The organism is Streptomyces coeruleofuscus (assembly GCF_039532725.1).
Lineage (GTDB): Bacteria > Actinomycetota > Actinomycetes > Streptomycetales > Streptomycetaceae > Streptomyces > Streptomyces coeruleofuscus.
The window spans coordinates 56,951-74,782 of the sequence record NZ_BAAASE010000003.1 but is presented as its reverse complement, the minus strand read 5'-3'; the positions used below and the strand labels follow the sequence as shown (position 1 = coordinate 74,782).

Here is a 17,832-nt window from a genome sequence, read left to right as displayed (position 1 = left end):
ATCGGTCCGGGATCGGTCGGGGATCGGTCGGGGGTGGTCACCCAGGGGCGCCGGGCGGGGGCGTCTCAGCCGCCTCTCAGCGCAGTCCGCCGCTCAGCGCAGCCCGCCGATCGGACGCCCGTCCCGCAGCGTCCCCTTCAGCTCGGCCCGCGCCCCCTGCTCGGCCGGCACGGTCAGCAAACTGGTCTGCGATGCCCCGCCGACCCCGCCCGTCGCCCGGATCGACGCGGTGTCCCGGCTGCCGGCGGCCAGCAGATACCAGCCGCCCGCCTTCGACTGCCACAGCACTCCGGCCAGCACATGCGGCTCGCGCGCCCCGCAGGCGAGAACGTTCTCGGCCTTCGCCGCCACCGCCCCGTACCTCCCGCCCGGCGTGTGGAACTGGGCCAGCACCCGCGCCCCGCCGCCCCGCCAGGTCTCGGCCCGGGTGCACACCCACGCGGCCGAACCGCTCGCGTCCGGCAGCGGCTGCTTGTTGAACGCCCAGGCGTTGACGCTCCGTACGCCCGCGGAGCGCACCGTGCCCAGCGAGCAGGCGAACGGCCGCCAGGTGCGCAGCGCCTCGGCACCGGACGCCTCGCGCGGTGAGCCGGGCCGTCCGGCGGTGAGCCGGGCCGGGACCAGTTCTCCGAGGTCGGTCAGCAGCCGCGTTTTCGTGCCGTCGCCCAGTTGCAGCACGTTCCACGACGTGCACGCGCCGGCCCGCAGAACCGGGCTGGCCAGCGGCGCGGTCACACCATCGGTGAGGGCCAGGTCCATCGCGCCGGAGCCCGGCTTCATCAGGTCCCGCTCGCCCGCCTCCTTCACCCAGGGGGCGGTCAGGTAGCGGACGTTGCCGTCGGCCCGGCCGAGGACCACCGCGCCCGCCTCGGCCCGGCCCGCGCCGTCGACCCGGGCGAAGTCGAGGGCGGCGCCCTGCGTGCCCTCCTTCGGCTCGGCGTACCGGGCGATGCGCAGACCGTCGTGGAGGATCACCACGCGCGCCGCGTCGACCGTCCCCGCGTACAGCAACTGGGGTGGTCCGGCCGGGCCGCCGGACGGGGTGCCGGGCGTCGCGGACACCCGGACCGTCTCGCCCGGGCGGGCCCAGACGGCCAGGGCGCGGCGCAGCAGGGCCGAGTCGCCGGTGAGGTCGCCGCGGGCCGGCCACACCGAGAAGTCGGTGCGCGCCGAGCCCCGCCACGCCACGGGGGAGACCCTGGTCAGCTTCGCCGGGTCCAGGGCGGCCTGGGCGGCCGGATTCCGTGCGTACGGCGGCGCGGCGGCGCCGTCGGGGCCCCAGCCCTCGCCGGGCAGACCCAGCAGCGCCCCGCACACCAGCAGGGCCGCCCCGGCGGCCAGCGCGGCCTTCAGGTGCTGGCGGCGCCGCATCAGGTCGGTGGGGCGGGCCTGGAGCGAGCACGGGTCGAACTCGGGGGAGTCGAGCAGTCCGTACTGCGCGGGGATCCCGTCGGCCTCCAGCAGCGCACCGTCCGCGTCGGCGACCCCCGCGGTCGTGAGCACCTTGCGTACGCCGTCGTCCGTCAGCCGCTCCAGGCCGCGCAGCGCGTAGGCGGCCCGGGCCGGGCCGGACAGGGTGGACAACCGCTGGTCCAGGGCGAGTTCGTCGGCGCCGCCGGACCGCGGGAACAGCTTCAGCCCCCACACCTGCGGCAGCACCGGCGGCAGCTGGGACCGCTTCGGCCAAGCCTTGCGCTTCAGCGGGAGCCCCGCCTCCAGCGCCGTACGCAGCACCTGGAGACGGACCAGGGCGTAGCCCGGATCGCCGTCACGGCCGGTCGACTGGGCCGGGATCACCGGCGCCGGTGTGCGGTTGCGGGGGAGGGCGCGCTGGGTGAGGGCGTGTGCGGTGAGGACGCGCCTGCTGCGGCCCAGGCCCGGCGGCAGCACCAGATAGGCGAGCCGCACGAGCCGCGGATAGTGCTCGACGAGCGCGGCCTCGGCCTGCTCGACATCGACGACCGGGCCGGTGGGGGAAGGGGGCGCGGGGCGCTGGGCGACATCCTGTGACTGCACGTTCAGCAGAACGAGCGAATCGGAGGATGGTCACCTGACCACGGGGGTCATGCCCCCGGCTGCTCCCCGGGCTCCACGAGCAGCCGTGCGTAGTTCGCCATCGACCGCTGGTAGCGCGGCAGGTGCGGGGCCAGGGCGCCGAGGGCCAGCGACAAGGCCTCGCGGTCGCGGCCCAGGTTGGACAGGCACAGCGCGAGCGTGGCGCGCACCGGGTCGTCCAGCTCGTCGGACGGAGCGTCCAGCTCGGGCGTCAGCAGCGCGACGCCCTCCTCGGCCCGGCCGATGTTCCGCAGCGAGCTGGCCATCTGGATCTTCGTCCGGCGGGCCTTGTAGGGGCTGACGTCGGCGAGGCCGAGCTCGAGCGCCTCCCGGTACAGCGGGACCGCCTTGTCCGAGCGGCCCGTGGAGTCCCAGGCGCAGGCCTGCTCGAACGGCCCGAGCGGGCTGCCCTCCGGCAGCTCGGCGACGAGGGCGTCGACGTCGGCGCGGAAGCGGGCCTCGTCCTCCTCGGTTTCGGCGTAGTCGTCGAACCGGTCCCACAGGGCGGCCACGCGATCTTCCCAGTCCTGGTTCACCGGGACAGACTCGCACGGACGTGCCTGAGGTGGCACCCGGATTTGAGCGCTGCGCCCGCCACAGCCGTATCGAAGACGAGAGCCTCTTGCCGGGGCTCCGTGCGGCATGCGTCCGGACCGTGCCGTGACAAGGACCGGAGGAACAGATGAGGGTGACCCGACCGATGCTCGCGCTGAGCGGCGCGGTGGCGATACTGGCGCTGACCGGCTGCGGATCCGGCGGCAAGGGCGAGGCGGCCGCGCCGGAGACGGTGACCGGCAGCCTGGAGCACATCGCGGCCGAGGCCAAGTGCAAGCCGAACATGCAGACCGACGCCGACACCATCCGCCAGGCCCTGTGCAAGAAGGGCAAGGAGAAATACGTCCTCGCGACCTTCGCCACCGACCGCGGACAGCGCGAGTGGCTGAACGGGGCGAAGGACTACGGCGGCTACTACCTCGTCGGCCGCAAGTGGGTCGCCGTCGGCGAGAAGAAGACGGTCACGGCGCTCCAGGGCACCATCGGCGGGACCATGGAGGAAGGCTCCGAGCACATGAATCCCGGTGGCAGTCACAACAGCGGCAAGCACGACAGCGGCAGCGGCCACGGCTGACCGCGCGGGCCGGGCAAGCGAAAGCCGGCGGTGGGAAATCCCACCGCCGGCTTTCACTTACGTGCGGACTACTGGCAGTCCTCGCCGTTGTTGATGCACTCGACCATCTCGTTCATCACGTTCTCGTCGAAGAAGTTGATGAAGTCGTTGTGGTCGGTGATCGCCTTGTGCAGCTGCTCCGGGAAGGAGTCCACCGCGAAGGCGTTCTGAATCTGCCCGTCGTTGATCTGCGGCGCCTGCACGTCGTAGACCAGGCGGACCTGGAGCTGGGGGATGGCCTGGAAGCCGTTCGAGCAGCTGCCGTCCGCCTCCACGAAGTCCACGTGGGTGCGGTGGTTGGCGCTGTCGATGTTCTGGCCGTCCCAGCAGCTCTGGAAGTTGGACGTCCGGACCACGCTGCTGCCCTCGGGGCAGAGCGGGTACTTGTCCGTCACCTGACGGTCCTCGAAGCCGGTGCAGCTCCAGGAGGTGTTGGCGTTGTTGAGGCCGTTGGTGAAGGCCTTGGCGTCACCGGTGATGATGCGCAGGGCCTTCGGCATCGCGACGACGTCGCTGGTGCGGTTGCCGACGAACTTGAGCTGGGCCTCGGCCGGCTCGACGATCTTGCCGACGTTGCCGTCCTGACCGCCACCGGGCTGGCCGGCGTCGATGTCGTCCGAACCGTCCTGGATCCGCAGGACCGGCCAGAAGTACGAGGACTTGTCGCCCTGGTTCTGGCAGGTCGTCTCGGCGTTCGCCAGGTCCTCGTCGCTCGCGAAGGCGTTGTTGCTCTGGTTGCCGACGTAGTCGTGCTGGTGCTGCGCGCCGTTGGAGACGCCGGGCGCCACGATCACGTTGTCCGAGTTGCGGTTCTCGTTCTCGTTGGTGCCGCAGTTCGTGGTGAACGAGCCCGTGGAACCGCCGTCGCCGTTCGCGGCGAGACCGTTCGGCAGGTTGCGGGAGTTGGGCTGGACGTCCTCGATGTTGATGAAGTCGTCGGCCACCGGGCCGTTGTTGGCCTGACCGCCGTTGCCGCCCTGACCCTGGTCCTGGCCGTTGTCACCGCCCTGGTCCTGACCGCCGTCCTGGTTCTGACCGCCGTCCTGGTTCTGGTCCTGGCCGTCCTGGTTCTGGCCGTCGTTGTTCTGACCGTCTCCGGCCTGGCCGTCGTTGGTGTTCGCGTCGGCGGCCATGCCCTTGCATTCCGCCATCTGGGCGAGGTTGTCCGGGGCCTGTCCGCCCACCCGCCGGATGTTGATGCCGATCCGGTCGATGACAGCGGTCCGCTTCGACTTCAGCGGGCCGAGGATGGCGTTGTTGACGAAGCCCGAGTCACCGGCCTGGGCCTGACGCGTGGAGGCGAGCCGGGTGTAGGCCTCGCTGATCTGCTTGTCGAGGTTCGCCAGCTCCTTGTCCACCCCCTGCCGCGCACCCTCCGGCACATCGGTGAGCTGCTGGCCCACGTCCGGGCACTGGATCGTGGCGATCTGTGCGCCCGCGGCCTTCGTCTGGTTCGCCGAGTTCTCCTCATGCGCCGAGGCATAGAAGTTTGCCCAGATCAGCCCGCCCCCACCGAGCGCTAGGGCCGCCGATGCGGCTATGGCCTTGGTGGCCATCGGCGTCCGGCGTTTTCTTGTGTTGCGTCCCATGGAACTCCTCTGACTTCCTTTTTCGGGGGCATCGAGGCGCCCGACAGGAGTGAAGCGGCGCCCTTCCATACGGAGGCCGTCCCAGGGGTGTTCAGATGTCTCGGAAATTGATGCGAGATTCGTGAGGGAGCTGTGTTCTCAACAGCCTCTCGCGCACCGGGAGTTGTTGATCCTCGACAGCGGGTGAAGAGGCAGGTCCGGTTTCACCGGCCGTGGTCGAGATACGCGAGAACCGCCAGCACGCGCCGGTTGTCGTCGTCCGAGACCTCCAGTCCCAGTTTGGCGAAGATGTTCGCGGTGTGCTTGGCGATCGCCCGTTCCGTCACGACCAGCCTGCCCGCGATCGCCGCGTTGGTCCGGCCCTGCGCCATCAGCTCCAGCACCTCCCGCTCCCGGGGAGTCAGCCGGGCCAGCGGCCTGCCGTCGCCCGCCTGCCGCGCCAGCAGCTGCTGGATCACCTGCGGATCCATCGCCGTACCACCGGCGGCGACCCGCCGTACCGCGTCCACGAACTGCTCGGCGTCGAACACCCGGTCCTTCAGCAGGTATCCGACGCCGCCGCTGCCGTCGGCGAGCAGCTCACGCGCGTAGAGCTGCTCCACGTGCTGGGAGAGCACCAGCACCGGCAGCCCGGGCCGTTTCCTGCGGGCGTCCAGGGCGCACTGAAGGCCCTCGTCGGTGTGCGTGGGCGGCAGGCGGACGTCGACCACGGCGACGTCCGGTTCCAGCTCGGCCAGTGCGGCGGCCAGTTCGGGACCGGACTCGACGGCCGCCGCGATCTCGAAGTCGTGCGCCTGGAGCAGCCGGACGAGTCCGTCGCGCAGCAGGAACAGGTCTTCGGCCAGGACTACGCGCAAGGGATCTCCATGGTGACCATGGTGGGACCGCCCGCGGGGCTGCTGACGGCCAGGACGCCGTCGAATGTACCCAGTCGCCGCTCCACCCCGGCCAGTCCGGAACCGGCCCCGATCACCGCACCTCCCTTGCCGTTGTCGGTGACGGTCGCCCGCAGATGGCCGTCCGCGTGGTGCAGGTCGACCCAGATCCGGTCGGCTCCGGAGTGCTTCACGGCGTTGGTGAGCACCTCGCTCACGGCGAAGTACGCGGCGGACTCCACGGGCGCCTCCGCCCGCCCGGGCAGGTCCACGTTCACCTCGGTGGCCACCGGCATTCGCAGCGCCAGCGCCCGTACGGCGTCACCCAGTCCGCGCTCCGCGAGGACCGGCGGATGGATGCCGCGCACCAGCTCGCGCAGCTCGGCCAGCGCCTCGACCGAGGACGTGCGGGCCTGCGCGATCAGCTCCTTGGCCTTGGCCGGGTCCTTGTCGAGGAGCGCCTCGATGGTGCCCAGGTCCATGCCGACCGCCACCAGCCGGGCCTGGGCCCCGTCGTGCAGATCCCGTTCGATGCGCCGCAGTTCGGCGGCGGAGGAGTCGACCGCGTCCCGCCGCGTCTCGGTCAGGACCCGCACCCGCTCGGCCAGTTGGCGCTGGCCCGAGCCCAGAACGGCCTGGGTGAGGCGGAAGTGGACGTCCAGCAGGAGCGGGGTGAGGAAGTGGGCGAAGAGGAGGATGACGAGGCCCAGGGCGGCGGCACCGAGCGCGGACACCTGCCCCGTGACCGGCACGAACCCGTACCAGTACCCGTCGGGGAAGACCCGCCACAGCCCGATCGCGAGCGCGAACCCCTCCAGCGGGTACAGCCACAGCGCGGCCGGCAGCAGCGCGGTGAGGAACCCCGCCGTCATGTCGACCGGCAGCCACATCAGGTCCCGCCAGGTCGCCGGATCGCGCAGCATCCCGAAGGTGCGCGTCCACGGGTTGGCGTCCCTCGGCAGCGGCCGGTACGCCGGAGGTATCCGCACCCCGCCCCACTCCGCCGCGAGCACCCGCCGCCAGTTCGCGAACGCCCGCACCCCCGTCAGCACGTACGGCGTCGTGACGAGCCCGATCCCGATCGGGATGAGCGCCATGGACACCAGGGACAGGGTGAAGCACAGCACCGCCCCCGGCAGGGAGACCAGGGCGACCCCCAGCCCCCGCATCGCGAGCCCGATGCCCCGCCCCTTGGTACGCCCGTTGCCGTTCTTCGTGTCGATGGTCATGGCGTCAGTCTCGCCGAGCGGAGTGCGCGGGTCACTGGGCCGACCACCCCGGTCAGGGGGTGGTGCTACCTACACCCCTTCCGTCTCCGTCGGCCGCGAGCACCCTCGCCTCCACCTCCGGGGCGAGGCCCTTCCTCGTCCGGTCCGGGCGCTGGGGTGCCGTGCCGCCGATGTCCTGGAGCCACCGCCAGGTGTCGGCCACGGTCTCCTCGACGGGCCGGCAGCTCAGAGCCGACCCGACGGCCCGGGAGACGTCCGCGCCGTGCAGCGCGTCGTGCAGGTCGCTGCCCGGCGGCACCCACACCGGCAGCTCGGTCCACGGTTCGATGCCCGCCTTGAGGATCGCGTCGGGTTCGGTCCACCGGAGTTCGGCCGCAGCGCCGGTGACCCGGGCGCAGGCGTCCAGCAACTCGCCCATGGTGGCGTGCCCCTGCGGACTGATCAGGTTGTACGGCCCGCTCAGCTCCCGCTGCGCCGCGTGCAGGATCCACTCGGCCAGGTCACGGACGTCCACGTACTGAAGGGGCAGCTCGCGCGGGCCCGGAGCCAGCACGGGGCCGCCGCGCGCCATGCGACCCAGCCACCAGGGCAGTCGGCCGACGTTCTCGTACGGGCCGAGGATCAGCCCCGCCCGTACGAGCACGGACCGGTCAGCGCCGAAGGCGTCCAGGACGGCCAGTTCGCCGCCCCGCTTGTCCCGCGCGTAGTCGGTCTGGTCGGCGTCGGCCGACGCGCCCTCCACCAGGGGCGCGTCCTCGCCGTATCCCGCGGGCGGGGCCCACGCGTACACCGAGCAGCTCGACACGTACACGTACCGGCGGGCGCGGCCCCGCAGCAGCCGCGCCACCTCCCGCACCGCGCGGGGCGCCGCCGACCAGGTGTCGACGACGACGTCCCACTCGCCCGGGTCCTCGGCGAGGGCGGCCAGACCGCCGGGCGCGGTGCGGTCGCCGAGCAGCGACCGTACGCCGGCCGGCGCCTCGTGCCGCCCCCGGTGGAAGACGGTCACCTCCCAGCCCCGCCCCAGGGCCGCCTCCACGACGGCCCGTCCCACGAACTCCGTCCCACCCAGCATCAGAAGCCTCATGCCTCGGACTCTGCCCGGTGGGGCGAGAGGACGGAACGGTGATCTGCTGTCAGCAGACGGGCCGGCGGGGGAGGGGCCTCAGTGCACCGTCGGCGGCACGTACTTGTAGCCGACCCGCCGCACCGTGCGGATCGTGTCGCGGTGCTCGGCACCCAGCTTGCGGCGCAGGCGGGCGACGTGGACGTCGACCGTACGTCCGTCGCCCACATGCCCGTAGCCCCACACCGTGCCGACCAGCTGGTCGCGGGTGTGGACCCGGCCCGGGTGCGCCACGAGGTGGGCCAGCAGCTCGAACTCCAGGTAGGTGAGGTCGAGCTGACGCCCCGCCACCTCGGCCGTGCGCTGCACGGTGTCGACCCGGATCAGCGGCGCGCCGCCCGGCTCGGGGGCTGCGGGGCCTGCGGGGCTTTCGACGCGGGTGGCCTCCGACCGGTCCGGCACCGCCGCCGGGAACGGCGGCTGCTGGTCGGCCGGGACGAGCACCAGGTAGCCGACCATCGGCGGCTGCCCCGGCAGCGTCGGCAGGGTGTGCTGGGGCGCCGGGAGCCAGGTGGCACCGGGCGGCAGCAGGTCCGCGACCGTCACCACCTCATCCCGGTCGACGGCACGCAGCCGGTGCCGGGGTCCGGTGGCCGAGGGGGAGTTGAAGGGGGCGGCGGGAGACAGGGAACGAGTGGTCGCCATGAGAGGTCAGCTCTTTCGCGCGAGGAGTTCGTCGGAGAGGTCGACGGCCGCGATTCGTGGTCGGGCTCGCCGAGGGACGTACGCGGTTCGCGCTGGCCGAAGGCCGGGGGTGTACGGCTTTAGAGGGCCGGCGCGTTCGTCGCGCGGCAACACACCCGGTCGAAGTCGTGGTCCTGACGGGACGGCCAGAAGGGCTCGAGGTCATGGCGACCCGTCGCGGTGTGCTTCTGGTAGCCGGCCATGGGGCCATTGAAGCAGACGGGGGCCAGGTGCCGGGACCCTCCTCTCACAGCTTGGACATCCGCCGGGAGGGCCTACGGCCCCTCCGACACCTCATCCCACCAGGCGCTTGCGCCACTCCAGGGGCGCGACGTCGATCGCCTTGCCCGGGTCGCCGTCCCAGTCCGCGGACAGCCCGGCCGCGGCCAGCGCCGCCACCACCTCGTGTCCGACGGCCTTCGTGGTCCCCTCGGAACCGTCGAACCCGCCGTAATAGAGCGACAGGCCGTGTCCCTGCGCCGCGCCGCGCGTGCCCTGGTGGTGGAAGAAGACGAACCCCCGCACCCCCGGCCTGCCGTCCGCCTCCGCGCCGATCTCCGTCATGCCGCAGCCGCGGCAGCAGGCGAAGTCCTCACGGGCGACGATGCCGCCGTCCTCCAGGGCCGCGAAGGCCTGCTCCAGCCGGTCCGGACCGGTCGGCCCGGCCCACGTCTCCTGCTCGTCGAGCCGGTCCAGCCACAGCCGCTCGACGATCTCGCGGGCCTGTTCCCGGGAGACGGGAGAGGCGCCCTCGCCGTCCTCCATCAGGTACACCGTCTCCCGGATCATCGCCTCGATGCCCAGATAGCCGTCCCGGAGCATCTCGCGGACGTGCTCCTCGGCCCGCGCGGCGACCTCGGCCGCGAGGGCGGGGGCCTCCTCGGGCAGCCCGAACTCCTCGCGCTCCCAGGTGACTCCGGCGTCCCAGGCGTCCTCCTGCCGCGCCCAGCGCACCATCACCTCGGCGACGAGGCCCGGGTCGGTCACCCGGGCCACCCACATGTGGGGGACGCGGCCCGTGCGGTGCTGGAGGTCGTACGCCCCGTCCCCGTCGCGTGCCGTCTGGATGAAGACCAGCGGCCGGTCCGGTATCCGCTGCACGACGAGGAAGTGGTCGTCGTCCCCGCCGATCCGCTCCACCAGCTCGCGCAGTCGCCGCGCCGGGATCCGCGCGTGCGTCTGCCCGCTCTCCGTCTTCACCTTGATGGCCAGGCCCCCGTCGATCTTCATGCCCCCACGATGACATGGCCCACTGACAACGCGAGGGGCGCCCACCGCGAACGGTGGGCGCCCCTCAGGAGCCTTGCGGGTGGATCAGACCTGGCCGGCCTTCTCCAGCGCCGAGCAGCAGGTGTCGACGAGCAGGCGGGTCACCACGTACGGGTCGACGTTGGCGTTCGGACGGCGGTCCTCGATGTAACCCTTGCCGTCCTTCTCGACCTGCCACGGGATACGGACCGAGGCACCGCGGTTGGAGACGCCGTAGGAGTACTCGTTCCACGGGGCGGTCTCGTGCAGACCCGTCAGGCGGTCGTCGATGCCGGCGCCGTAGTTCTTGACGTGGTCGAGCGGCTTGGAGCCCTCACCGAGCGACTCGGCCGCGGTGATGATCGCGTCGTAGGACTCGCGCATCGCCTTGGTGGAGAAGTTGGTGTGCGCGCCGGCGCCGTTCCAGTCGCCCTTGACCGGCTTCGGGTCGAGCGTGGCGGCGACGTCGAAGTCCTCGGCGGTGCGGTAGAGCAGCCAGCGGGCCACCCACAGCTGGTCGGAGACCTCCAGCGGGGCCAGCGGGCCGACCTGGAACTCCCACTGGCCGGGCATGACCTCGGCGTTGATGCCGGAGATGCCCAGGCCCGCCTTCAGGCAGTTGTCCAGGTGCGCCTCGACGACGTCACGGCCGAAGATCTCGTCGGCGCCGACACCGCAGTAGTAGCCGCCCTGCGGCGCCGGGAAGCCGCCCTTGGGGAAGCCGAGCGGGTAGCCGTCCTTGAAGAAGGTGTACTCCTGCTCGATGCCGAAGATCGGCTCCTGCGCCGCGAACTTCTCCTCGACCTCGGCCAGCGCCGCACGGGTGTTGCTGGCGTGCGGGGTGAGGTCGATGTTGAGGACCTCGCACAGCACCAGGATGTCGTCGCCGCCGCGGATCGGGTCCGGGCAGGTGAAGACCGGCTTGAGGACGCAGTCCGAGGCGTGGCCCTCGGCCTGGTTGGTGGAGGACCCGTCGAAGCCCCAGATCGGCAGCGCGTCGAGACCGGCGGGGGAGCCCGCGATGATCTTGGTCTTGGAACGCAGCTTGGCCGTCGGCTCGGTGCCGTCGATCCAGATGTACTCAGCCTTGAAGGTCACGGGCCACATCCTTCGGGGGTGTGTCTGGGCGCGTATCGCGGGTGCTTGCGGCGCTGCGGCACTGGGGCGCCGCGTCAATGCCCGGCAGCCTGTCAACAGGCGATTTCCCGGCCATTGCTCGAATGTGAACCCCGTGTTACCTGGTGTCGCTGTGCCCTGTCTCACGCTGTGAGGGTGTTTGGCCCCGGGGGATGAGCTGGTCACCGGCTTCCCTCCGTCAAGCCGGTGACCGGCGCCGCGTGTCGCGCGGTGCGCCGGTCCTGCCGTTCCTGGCCGGGAGCGGCAGGACCGTTGACACGTACGAGGAGGCGGCCGAGGGGTGGGCCGCCGCCTCAGTGACTCACTCGTCCTCGTCCGTCCGGCGTCACCCCACCTTCTCGATCACGGCCCGGCGGATCAGGAACTTGCCGGGCTCACGGACCTGTTCGAACGCCGCGTTGTTGAGCAGCACACAGCTGCCGGAGACCGAAGTGACCTCCACCGTCGTGGACTTGTTGTTGTCCAGGTTGGTGACCTTCAGCTTCGTACCGGCCGGGAACTGGTTGCTGGACGCGGCGGGCGCACCGTCCTCGCCGGAGAGCGTGACGGTGGAGCCGTTGCACACCTGCTGCCCGGGGGCCGCGGCGCCACCGCCGGGGTTCTCCGCGGGGGCGGACTGCGCGGGCTGCGAGGGCTGGGCGCCTCCGCCCTGTTGACCGCCCTGCTGGCCGCCCTGCGCGGGCTGCGAGGGCTGCGCGGCCTGGGAGTCCTGAGCCGACTCCCCAACCGCGCACCCCGACGCCTCCTGCTTCCGCTTGATCTCCTCGATGACCGCCTGGCGGTTGGCGATCCTGGCTTCCGACTGGGCGTCGGGGTTGGCCTGCTGGTCGGCGATGAACTTCTCGTTGTTGCCGAGGGCGGTGGCGAGTCCCAGACAGGCCGTCGACTCCGCCGCCGACTTGGGAGCCGGCGGCGTGGCGTTCGACGTGCTCGCCATGACGAAGGCCCCGCCTCCCGCCACGGTCGCCGCGCTCACCAGCAGCGCGATCTTCTTCTTCGTGCCGAGTGTTCTCCTACGCGACATGCGCGCCTCCTGAAAGAGGTAGGGGAGCGTACGTCGCTATGTACGAGATACCGAACGAGGTTACTCAGCGGTTACAGGAGTCACTGAAGTAACGTCCGTCACACAAGAAGGAGATCTTCAGGGGGCCCGCTAACGGGAGAGGGCGTCCTGTACGGCCTCGTCGGTGCGCCCGACCACCGCCGTACCGTCGTCCGCCGTGATGATCGGCCGCTGGATCAGCTTGGGGTGCTCGGCGAGGGCCTTGATCCACCGCTCCCGCGAACTCGCCTCCCGGGGCCAGTCCTTGACGCCGAGATCCTTGGCGGCGGGCTCCTGGGTGCGGGTGATGTCCCAGGGCTCCAGTCCGAGCCGGTCCAGCACACCCCGGATCTCGTCCTCGCTCGGCACGTCCTCCAGGTAGCGGCGGACGGTGTAGTCGGCGCCCCCGGCGTCGAGCAGCTTCACGGCACTGCGGCACTTCGAACAGGCCGGGTTGATCCAGATCTCCATGGCCCCACGGTACGCCTCCGTGACGCCGGGGAGCGTGGCACGAAACCCGTTCTCCACTTGTGTCACGGCACCCCCGAAAGCCCTTGTGGCCAGGGCCTTTTGTCAGTGGTGGGCAGTAGAATAGAAGCAGTGTTCGAGGGTGGCGCCGGGGTCGCCGAGGACCCCGGTGAGCCGCCCTCACCGCGACAGGAGGATGCCTGTGCCCGCTGCCGCACTCAAGCCGAAGCCGCTGCCCACCCAGTCCACCGCGAAGCGCCCCGTCCTGCTCGACCTGCCGTACGTGCCCGTGGAGAAGCGGCCGCTGCCGCCGGGCCGTCCGCGCGAGTGGTACGTCACGCACAACCGTCGCCTCAAGGCGATGCGCCTCGCCATCGCCCTGCTCGACTCCGGCGTCTACATGCCGAACCAGGCCCGCAACGAGACGATCCGCGAAACGGCGGAACTGATCGGCGTCCACCCGCCGTCGGACACGACGTGTCACATGGTGAGGGCGCTCATGCGGTACGCGCGCTGATCTGACCTGACCTGACCTGACCTGACCCGATCCCGAGCGCCGGGTGCCCGTTCTTCAGGGCACCCGGCGTCGGTGTTCTCAAGCTTCCCGGCCCGCCGCCAGCTCCTTCTCCAGCGGCGTCCGGAAGCGGGGTGTGATCCTGGTTGTACCCACCCACCCGCTCAGCCGTTCCGCTTCCTTCTCGATCGCCGTGAGCGCCTCCCGGCCCACCCCCTCCTCGTCGAGGATCCGCCAGACGATCTCCCCGTCGGGCCGCTGGGCCCACCCGCCGACCACGCGGCCGTTCCACCACACCGTCGGCCCGACGTTCCCGCTGCGGTCGAACAGCCGGGGCCGCAGCTCGGGTGCGAGATACCAGTCGCGCTGCTGCCATCCCATCGCCGTCGGGTCGAGGGCGGGCAGCAGTGCGGCCCAGGGCTCGCCGGGCGCGGTCACCTCGTCGACGTCGCCGTCGGTCACGTATCCCGTGCCCTCGTCCAGCGACACCGGCTGCGCCCCGATCGCGGACAGCGCCCGGCGGACGTCCGTCACGCGCCATCCCGTCCACCACTTCAGATCGGCCTCGGTCGCCGGACCGCACGCCGCGAGCCACAGTCCCAACAGGTCCGCCTGCGCCCGCGCCGGGTCCAGTTCGGGGTGCTCGGGCGCCACGGCCCAGCGGAACTGGCTGGACGTCCAGGAGCCGAGCGGCCGGCCGCGTACGACCTTCCCCTCGACGCCCAGCACCTTCAGCAGCCGGGTCGAGACCGTGTGCAGGCCCTCGTAGCTCTTGCCGGCTGCGTACACGAACTGCTCCCGCAGCCGCGGCTCGTCCTGGGCGAGTTCGGCGGCCGTGGCCTGCCCGCGCCGGGCGAGTGCCGCCAGCGCCGCATCCTCGACCTCCTTCAGCCAGGCCGCGTCCGGCGCCCCGGCCGCCGCCATGGCCTTGAGCAGCGCGGCCCGCTCCCGGGCGGCGACCGCCAGGCCGGTCGAGGCGTGCACGACGGCGGTGAGGGCCGTGGGGAACACGAACACCGTGTGCCGCATGCCGTGCATCCGCACCAGGGAACGCTCGTCGTACAGGGCGCGCCCGGTCTCCGCCACCGTCTTCGCGGGATCCGCCAGCCGAGCGCCCACGGCCAGGTACACCGCCGCCGGGTCCGTGCCGTGCAGGGCGACGAGCGAACCGGCGACCTCCTCGGGAGTTCCCGCCCGCGCCTGCCCGGCCAGCCGCTGCCGCAACGCGAGCCGGGCCCGCCGCTCCGCCACCCCGATGTACCGCTGCGCCCTATCGCCCATATCGGCCTCCAGTCGTCACATCGCTCCGGACATCGCTCCGGACATCGCTCCGATCCGACCGCATCATCGCGAACACCACTGACAGTCGGCCGTCACCCGCACCGGCCACCGCCTCTCAGGCGTACCGCTCCAGCAGGCCGGCCACATACGGCTCCAGCCGCCCGGCCAGCACCTCCGGCGTCAGATCGGTCCGGCCCAGCTCCCGCCACGGGCCCGCCAGCTTCGCCGCGTCGGGGGCGTAGGCCAGGGCGTCGAGCAGCCGCCAGTACAGGTGGTCCGGGCCGTCGGCCTGCCGGTGGCCGCCGTGGGCCTCGTAGCGCTCCCGGAAACCGAGGCCGTACTCCGGGCCGTACAGCAGCGCGAGGGCCGTCGAGCAGTGGGCGACGTCCAGGTCGGCGGGGCCCCACGAGGTCTCCACCCAGTCGACGACACCGCTGATCCGCAGCCCGGCCCCCGAGCCGGTGAACAGCACGTTGCCCGGGTGGAAGTCGCGGTGCAGGAAGCAACCCTCGTACGGCGGCGGGTCGTGGCGGATCACGTCCACCGCTCGTTCCCACAACGCACCCTCCCGCGCGTCCACCCGCTCCGGGGACGTCCACGCCTGGTACAGCCGCGGGCGCTCCTCGGGGACGACCCGGTGGATCCGGGAGAGCTGGGCCGCCAGCAGGTCCACCCGCAGGTCAAGGTCGTCCGCCTCGTCCACCCGGACCCGGCCGGGCAGTACGGACATCAGCAGGGACGGATGGTCGCAGTGCTCGGCGGTCGCGTCCACGCCGGTCAGCTCGGGCGCCGGCACGCCCTCCTGCCCGGCCAGCAGCGTGAGCACGTCCGCCTCGCGGGCCAGCAGCCCGGGGGCGTGCCGCCGGAAGAAGGGCTTCACGAAGGTCCGCAGCACCAGCCCGGTGCCGTCGTCGAGGGTGAGCCGCCGCATCTGCGCGCTCCAACCACCGGTCAGAAAAGCCGACTTGTCGACTGTACGGCCCTCCGGCAGTTGCTTGGTCACCCACGCGCGCGTGGCCGTCCAGCCCTGCTCGCCCAGCCCGGTCAGGACAGCCGTGACGAACTCCCGCACGTCGCCGGGGTGGTCGCGGAACCACAGGCCCAACCGGTGCTCCGCCTCGGGGAGTTCCCAGTGGGTGAACTGGGCGCGCCGGGCCAGCGCCTCCGAGACGGCCTCCGTCACGGCGGGCGGGATGACCTCGTCCGTGCCCGGCACCGCCAGCACCGCCCGCCCCTCGTACCCCCGCAGGACGTCGAGCGCGGGCGACTCCCGCCAGCTTCCGGGCCGCCGGATGATCTCGCTGAACCGCCCGTCACCCGCACCGAACGGCACGTCCCACGCCTGAGCCGCGTACACCGCCGGCGCGCACAGCCCCAGTGCAGCCACCCGGTCCCCGTAGTGCCGGACGAGATCGGCCACCGTCTGGCCGCTCATGCTGAAGCCGACGAGGACCAGCGGCCCCTCCACGCGCGCGTGCGCGTCGATGACGGAGACGGCCTGCTCGAAGCGGCGGCGCAGGCTCAGCTCGGGCAGCAGGCCGGTGCTCTCCCCGTGCCCGGAGAAGTCGAAGGCCAGGGCGTGGCAGCCGTGCGCGGCGAACTCCGACAGCAACGGCAGCAGCCGCTCCTTGCTGCCGTTGCCCGCGCCGTGCAGCAGTACGGCGGTCGCCCTGGCCGGCTCACCCGGGCCGGTGCCGCCGGACAGCCCGCTGAGTCGTTCACCGTCGACGGCATGCGTGAAGGGGATCAGCTCACTCATACGGCCATTCATTCACGCGGCCGGGCCTTGCGAGGGGCGATCACACAGGGTGATCACACAGGGCGATCACATGGGTCGATCACAGCCCCGGCGCTCCCCACACCGGGAACCAGCGACCGAGATCCTGCTCGATCGGCAGGTCGCCGGCGATCGCCGCCCGCACCTGGAGCTCCAGCGCGTTGTCCCGCCGCCGGGGTTCTCCCGGCAGGGGCGCGAACGGGTAGAAGGTGCCGCGCTTGTAGAGGTAGACCAGCGCGAGCCGCCGGCCCGACCGGTCCCGGAACCCCGCCAGGGAGCACAGCAGTTGGGGGCCGAACCCGTTGACCTCCATCTGGCTGTTCACGGCGTGCAGATCCGTCACGAGCGGTGCCAGCTGGTCGGGGGCGCGGTGCGAGACCAGCCAGGAGTAGCCGTAGTCGTCCTGCCGCAGTTCCACCGGCGGGCCGTCGCGGTCGCTGTCCGCGTCCAGCAGCGCCCGCACCTCGCGGTGGGTCTGCTCGAAGGCCGCGCCCTCGACCGTGGCGAAGCAGACCGCGCCCTGCCCGGTCGGGGTGAAGCCGGCCGCGGCCTCCAGCGTCACGGCTGCCGACGGCAGCGCGAAGAGCCGGTCGAGATCCGGCGCGACCGGCTTGGTCCGGCCGAGCAGAATGTCCAGCAGCCCCATGCCCCGCTCACACCCCTCCGGGCGCCGCCGCCTCGCCCAGCTCGGCGGAGATCCGGCCCAGCTGGTCGAGCCGCTGCTCCAGGCTCGGATGCGTCGAGAAGAGCCGCGCGACACCGGGCTCGCGGCCCAGCGCCGGCGTGAAGTAGAAGGCGTTGAAGGCCTGGGCCGTGCGCAGGTCCTTCGTCGGGATGCGGGCGATGTCCCCCGACACCTTGGTGAGGGCGGAGGCCAGCGCCGAGGGCCGGCCGGTGAGCAGCGCCGCCGCGCGGTCCGCGGCCAGCTCCCGGTACCGGGACAGGGACCGGATCAGCAGGAAGCTCACCGCGTACACGGCCGCCGACACGCCCATCACCGCGGCGAAGACCACTGCCGTGTTCTGGTCCCTGCGGCCCCCGCCGAACAGCTGCGAGTAGAAGGCGAACCGCACGATCAGCCCCGCGAGCACACCGAGGAACGAGGCGACCGTGATCACCGCGACGTCCTTGTGCGCCACGTGTGACAACTCGTGCGCGAGCACCCCCTCCAGCTCGGCCGGCTCCAGGCGCCTGAGCAGCCCGGTCGTCACACAGACCACGGCATGGTCGGGGTTCCGCCCCGTCGCGAACGCGTTCGGCATGTCCATATCGGACACGGCCACCACCGGCTTGGGCATGTCCGCGATGGCGCACAGCCGGTCCACGACCCCGTGCAGCTCCGGAAACTCCTCGCGCTCGACGACCCGCCCCCGCATCGCGAACAGCGCGACCCGGTCCGAGAACCAGTACTGGGCCCCGAGCACCGCCGCCGCGACGACCACGACCAGCACCCACGACTTCAGCAGCACGATCAGCGCCGCGACGAACCCCACGTACACCAGCCCGAGCAGGAACAGTGTGATCCCCATACGGGTGGTCAACCGCCGGTCGCTCCGGAAACGGCTGTGCATCTGCATCACCCCGCAGTCAGGCACTCGTCCCTCTGCCAGTGTGCACCCGCCCCCGCCCATGAACGGGT

17 protein-coding genes are annotated in these 17,832 nt (G+C 72.0%); 2 read left to right on the top strand and 15 right to left on the bottom strand.

The window, feature by feature from the left end; genetic code table 11:
• Window positions 1-93 precede the first annotated feature (93 nt).
• Together ABFX81_RS11665 and ABFX81_RS11660 are read right to left on the bottom strand one after the other, a co-directional pair.
• Window positions 94-2,016: a hypothetical protein gene (locus ABFX81_RS11665; protein WP_346138014.1), complete on the bottom strand. Its 1,923-nt coding sequence runs from the start codon at window positions 2,014-2,016 to the stop codon at window positions 94-96.
• Window positions 2,017-2,063: 47 nt separating this feature from the next.
• The gene (locus ABFX81_RS11660; protein ID WP_086851016.1) at window positions 2,064-2,591 is read right to left on the bottom strand and encodes a tetratricopeptide repeat protein; all 528 of its coding nucleotides are present in this window, start codon (window positions 2,589-2,591) and stop codon (window positions 2,064-2,066) included.
• Window positions 2,592-2,737: 146 nt separating this feature from the next.
• Between ABFX81_RS11660 and ABFX81_RS11655 the strand changes: the two genes are divergently transcribed.
• Window positions 2,738-3,184, top strand: coding sequence for a hypothetical protein (locus tag ABFX81_RS11655; protein ID WP_086851018.1), 447 nt, complete (start codon window positions 2,738-2,740; stop codon window positions 3,182-3,184).
• A gap of 68 nt (window positions 3,185-3,252) precedes the next feature.
• Here ABFX81_RS11655 and ABFX81_RS11650 read toward each other — a convergent pair whose 3' ends face one another.
• The 9 genes from ABFX81_RS11650 to ABFX81_RS11610 all read right to left on the bottom strand — a co-directional run bounded on the left by ABFX81_RS11650 (window position 3,253) and on the right by ABFX81_RS11610 (window position 12,624).
• On the bottom strand, window positions 3,253-4,812 hold the full coding sequence (locus ABFX81_RS11650) for a DUF1996 domain-containing protein (protein ID WP_086851020.1): 1,560 nt from the start codon (window positions 4,810-4,812) through the stop codon (window positions 3,253-3,255).
• Window positions 4,813-5,015: 203 nt separating this feature from the next.
• Window positions 5,016-5,669, bottom strand: coding sequence for a LuxR C-terminal-related transcriptional regulator (locus ABFX81_RS11645; protein WP_086851022.1), 654 nt, complete (start codon window positions 5,667-5,669; stop codon window positions 5,016-5,018).
• Window positions 5,660-6,916 carry a sensor domain-containing protein gene (locus tag ABFX81_RS11640; RefSeq protein ID WP_086851024.1) on the bottom strand — a complete coding sequence of 419 codons (1,257 nt, stop codon included), beginning with the start codon at window positions 6,914-6,916 and terminating at the stop codon, window positions 5,660-5,662. Before ABFX81_RS11640 ends, ABFX81_RS11645 begins: the two co-directional genes overlap by 10 nt.
• Window positions 6,917-6,968: 52 nt before the next feature.
• A complete protein-coding gene (locus ABFX81_RS11635; protein WP_346138012.1) occupies window positions 6,969-8,003 on the bottom strand; it encodes an NAD-dependent epimerase/dehydratase family protein in 1,035 nt (344 codons plus the stop codon).
• Window positions 8,004-8,081: 78 nt separating this feature from the next.
• Window positions 8,082-8,687, bottom strand: a complete 606-nt coding sequence (locus tag ABFX81_RS11630; RefSeq protein ID WP_346138011.1) for a winged helix-turn-helix domain-containing protein — start codon at window positions 8,685-8,687, stop codon at window positions 8,082-8,084.
• Between the two features lie 333 nt (window positions 8,688-9,020).
• A complete protein-coding gene (locus ABFX81_RS11625; RefSeq protein ID WP_086855198.1) occupies window positions 9,021-9,956 on the bottom strand; it encodes a DUF6891 domain-containing protein in 936 nt (311 codons plus the stop codon).
• A gap of 84 nt (window positions 9,957-10,040) precedes the next feature.
• Entirely contained in the window at window positions 10,041-11,072 is a 1,032-nt protein-coding gene (glnII, locus tag ABFX81_RS11620; RefSeq protein WP_020274437.1) for a glutamine synthetase, read from the bottom strand.
• A gap of 364 nt (window positions 11,073-11,436) precedes the next feature.
• Complete coding sequence (locus tag ABFX81_RS11615) at window positions 11,437-12,135, bottom strand: RlpA-like double-psi beta-barrel domain-containing protein (RefSeq protein ID WP_086855197.1); 699 nt, start codon at window positions 12,133-12,135, stop codon at window positions 11,437-11,439.
• Window positions 12,136-12,264: 129 nt separating this feature from the next.
• On the bottom strand, window positions 12,265-12,624 hold the full coding sequence (locus ABFX81_RS11610) for an ArsC/Spx/MgsR family protein (RefSeq protein ID WP_086855196.1): 360 nt from the start codon (window positions 12,622-12,624) through the stop codon (window positions 12,265-12,267).
• Window positions 12,625-12,823: 199 nt separating this feature from the next.
• On the opposite strand from ABFX81_RS11610, the gene ABFX81_RS11605 reads away from it, so the two are divergent.
• The gene (locus tag ABFX81_RS11605) at window positions 12,824-13,138 is read left to right on the top strand and encodes a hypothetical protein (protein WP_086855195.1); all 315 of its coding nucleotides are present in this window, start codon (window positions 12,824-12,826) and stop codon (window positions 13,136-13,138) included.
• A 78-nt stretch (window positions 13,139-13,216) separates the two neighbouring features.
• Here the strand turns inward: ABFX81_RS11605 and ABFX81_RS11600 are convergent, their stop codons facing one another.
• The 4 genes from ABFX81_RS11600 to htpX form a co-directional block, all read right to left on the bottom strand.
• On the bottom strand, window positions 13,217-14,416 hold the full coding sequence (locus tag ABFX81_RS11600; RefSeq protein WP_086855194.1) for a DNA glycosylase AlkZ-like family protein: 1,200 nt from the start codon (window positions 14,414-14,416) through the stop codon (window positions 13,217-13,219).
• A 115-nt stretch (window positions 14,417-14,531) separates the two neighbouring features.
• On the bottom strand, window positions 14,532-16,175 hold the full coding sequence (locus tag ABFX81_RS11595) for an alpha/beta fold hydrolase (protein WP_346138010.1): 1,644 nt from the start codon (window positions 16,173-16,175) through the stop codon (window positions 14,532-14,534).
• 79 nt (window positions 16,176-16,254) lie between these two features.
• Complete coding sequence (gene pspAB, locus ABFX81_RS11590) at window positions 16,255-16,839, bottom strand: PspA-associated protein PspAB (protein ID WP_086855192.1); 585 nt, start codon at window positions 16,837-16,839, stop codon at window positions 16,255-16,257.
• A gap of 7 nt (window positions 16,840-16,846) precedes the next feature.
• Entirely contained in the window at window positions 16,847-17,764 is a 918-nt protein-coding gene (gene htpX / locus ABFX81_RS11585; RefSeq protein WP_086855199.1) for a zinc metalloprotease HtpX, read from the bottom strand.
• Window positions 17,765-17,832: the final 68 nt, after the last annotated feature.

Bases quoted from the DNA above. Each gene is read 5' to 3' on its own strand.
- ABFX81_RS11655 (WP_086851018.1), top strand. From the start codon at position 2,738: ATGAGGGTGACCCGACCGATGCTCGCGCTGAGCGGCGCGGTGGCGATA.
- ABFX81_RS11650 (WP_086851020.1), bottom strand. From the start codon at position 4,812: ATGGGACGCAACACAAGAAAACGCCGGACGCCGATGGCCACCAAGGCC.
- ABFX81_RS11640 (WP_086851024.1), bottom strand. From the start codon at position 6,916: ATGACCATCGACACGAAGAACGGCAACGGGCGTACCAAGGGGCGGGGC.
- ABFX81_RS11635 (WP_346138012.1), bottom strand. From the start codon at position 8,003: ATGAGGCTTCTGATGCTGGGTGGGACGGAGTTCGTGGGACGGGCCGTC.
- ABFX81_RS11630 (WP_346138011.1), bottom strand. From the start codon at position 8,687: ATGGCGACCACTCGTTCCCTGTCTCCCGCCGCCCCCTTCAACTCCCCC.
- ABFX81_RS11625 (WP_086855198.1), bottom strand. From the start codon at position 9,956: ATGAAGATCGACGGGGGCCTGGCCATCAAGGTGAAGACGGAGAGCGGG.
- ABFX81_RS11615 (WP_086855197.1), bottom strand. From the start codon at position 12,135: ATGTCGCGTAGGAGAACACTCGGCACGAAGAAGAAGATCGCGCTGCTG.
- ABFX81_RS11610 (WP_086855196.1), bottom strand. From the start codon at position 12,624: ATGGAGATCTGGATCAACCCGGCCTGTTCGAAGTGCCGCAGTGCCGTG.
- ABFX81_RS11600 (WP_086855194.1), bottom strand. From the start codon at position 14,416: ATGGGCGATAGGGCGCAGCGGTACATCGGGGTGGCGGAGCGGCGGGCC.
- ABFX81_RS11595 (WP_346138010.1), bottom strand. From the start codon at position 16,175: ATGAGTGAGCTGATCCCCTTCACGCATGCCGTCGACGGTGAACGACTC.
- pspAB (WP_086855192.1), bottom strand. From the start codon at position 16,839: ATGGGGCTGCTGGACATTCTGCTCGGCCGGACCAAGCCGGTCGCGCCG.
- htpX (WP_086855199.1), bottom strand. From the start codon at position 17,764: ATGCACAGCCGTTTCCGGAGCGACCGGCGGTTGACCACCCGTATGGGG.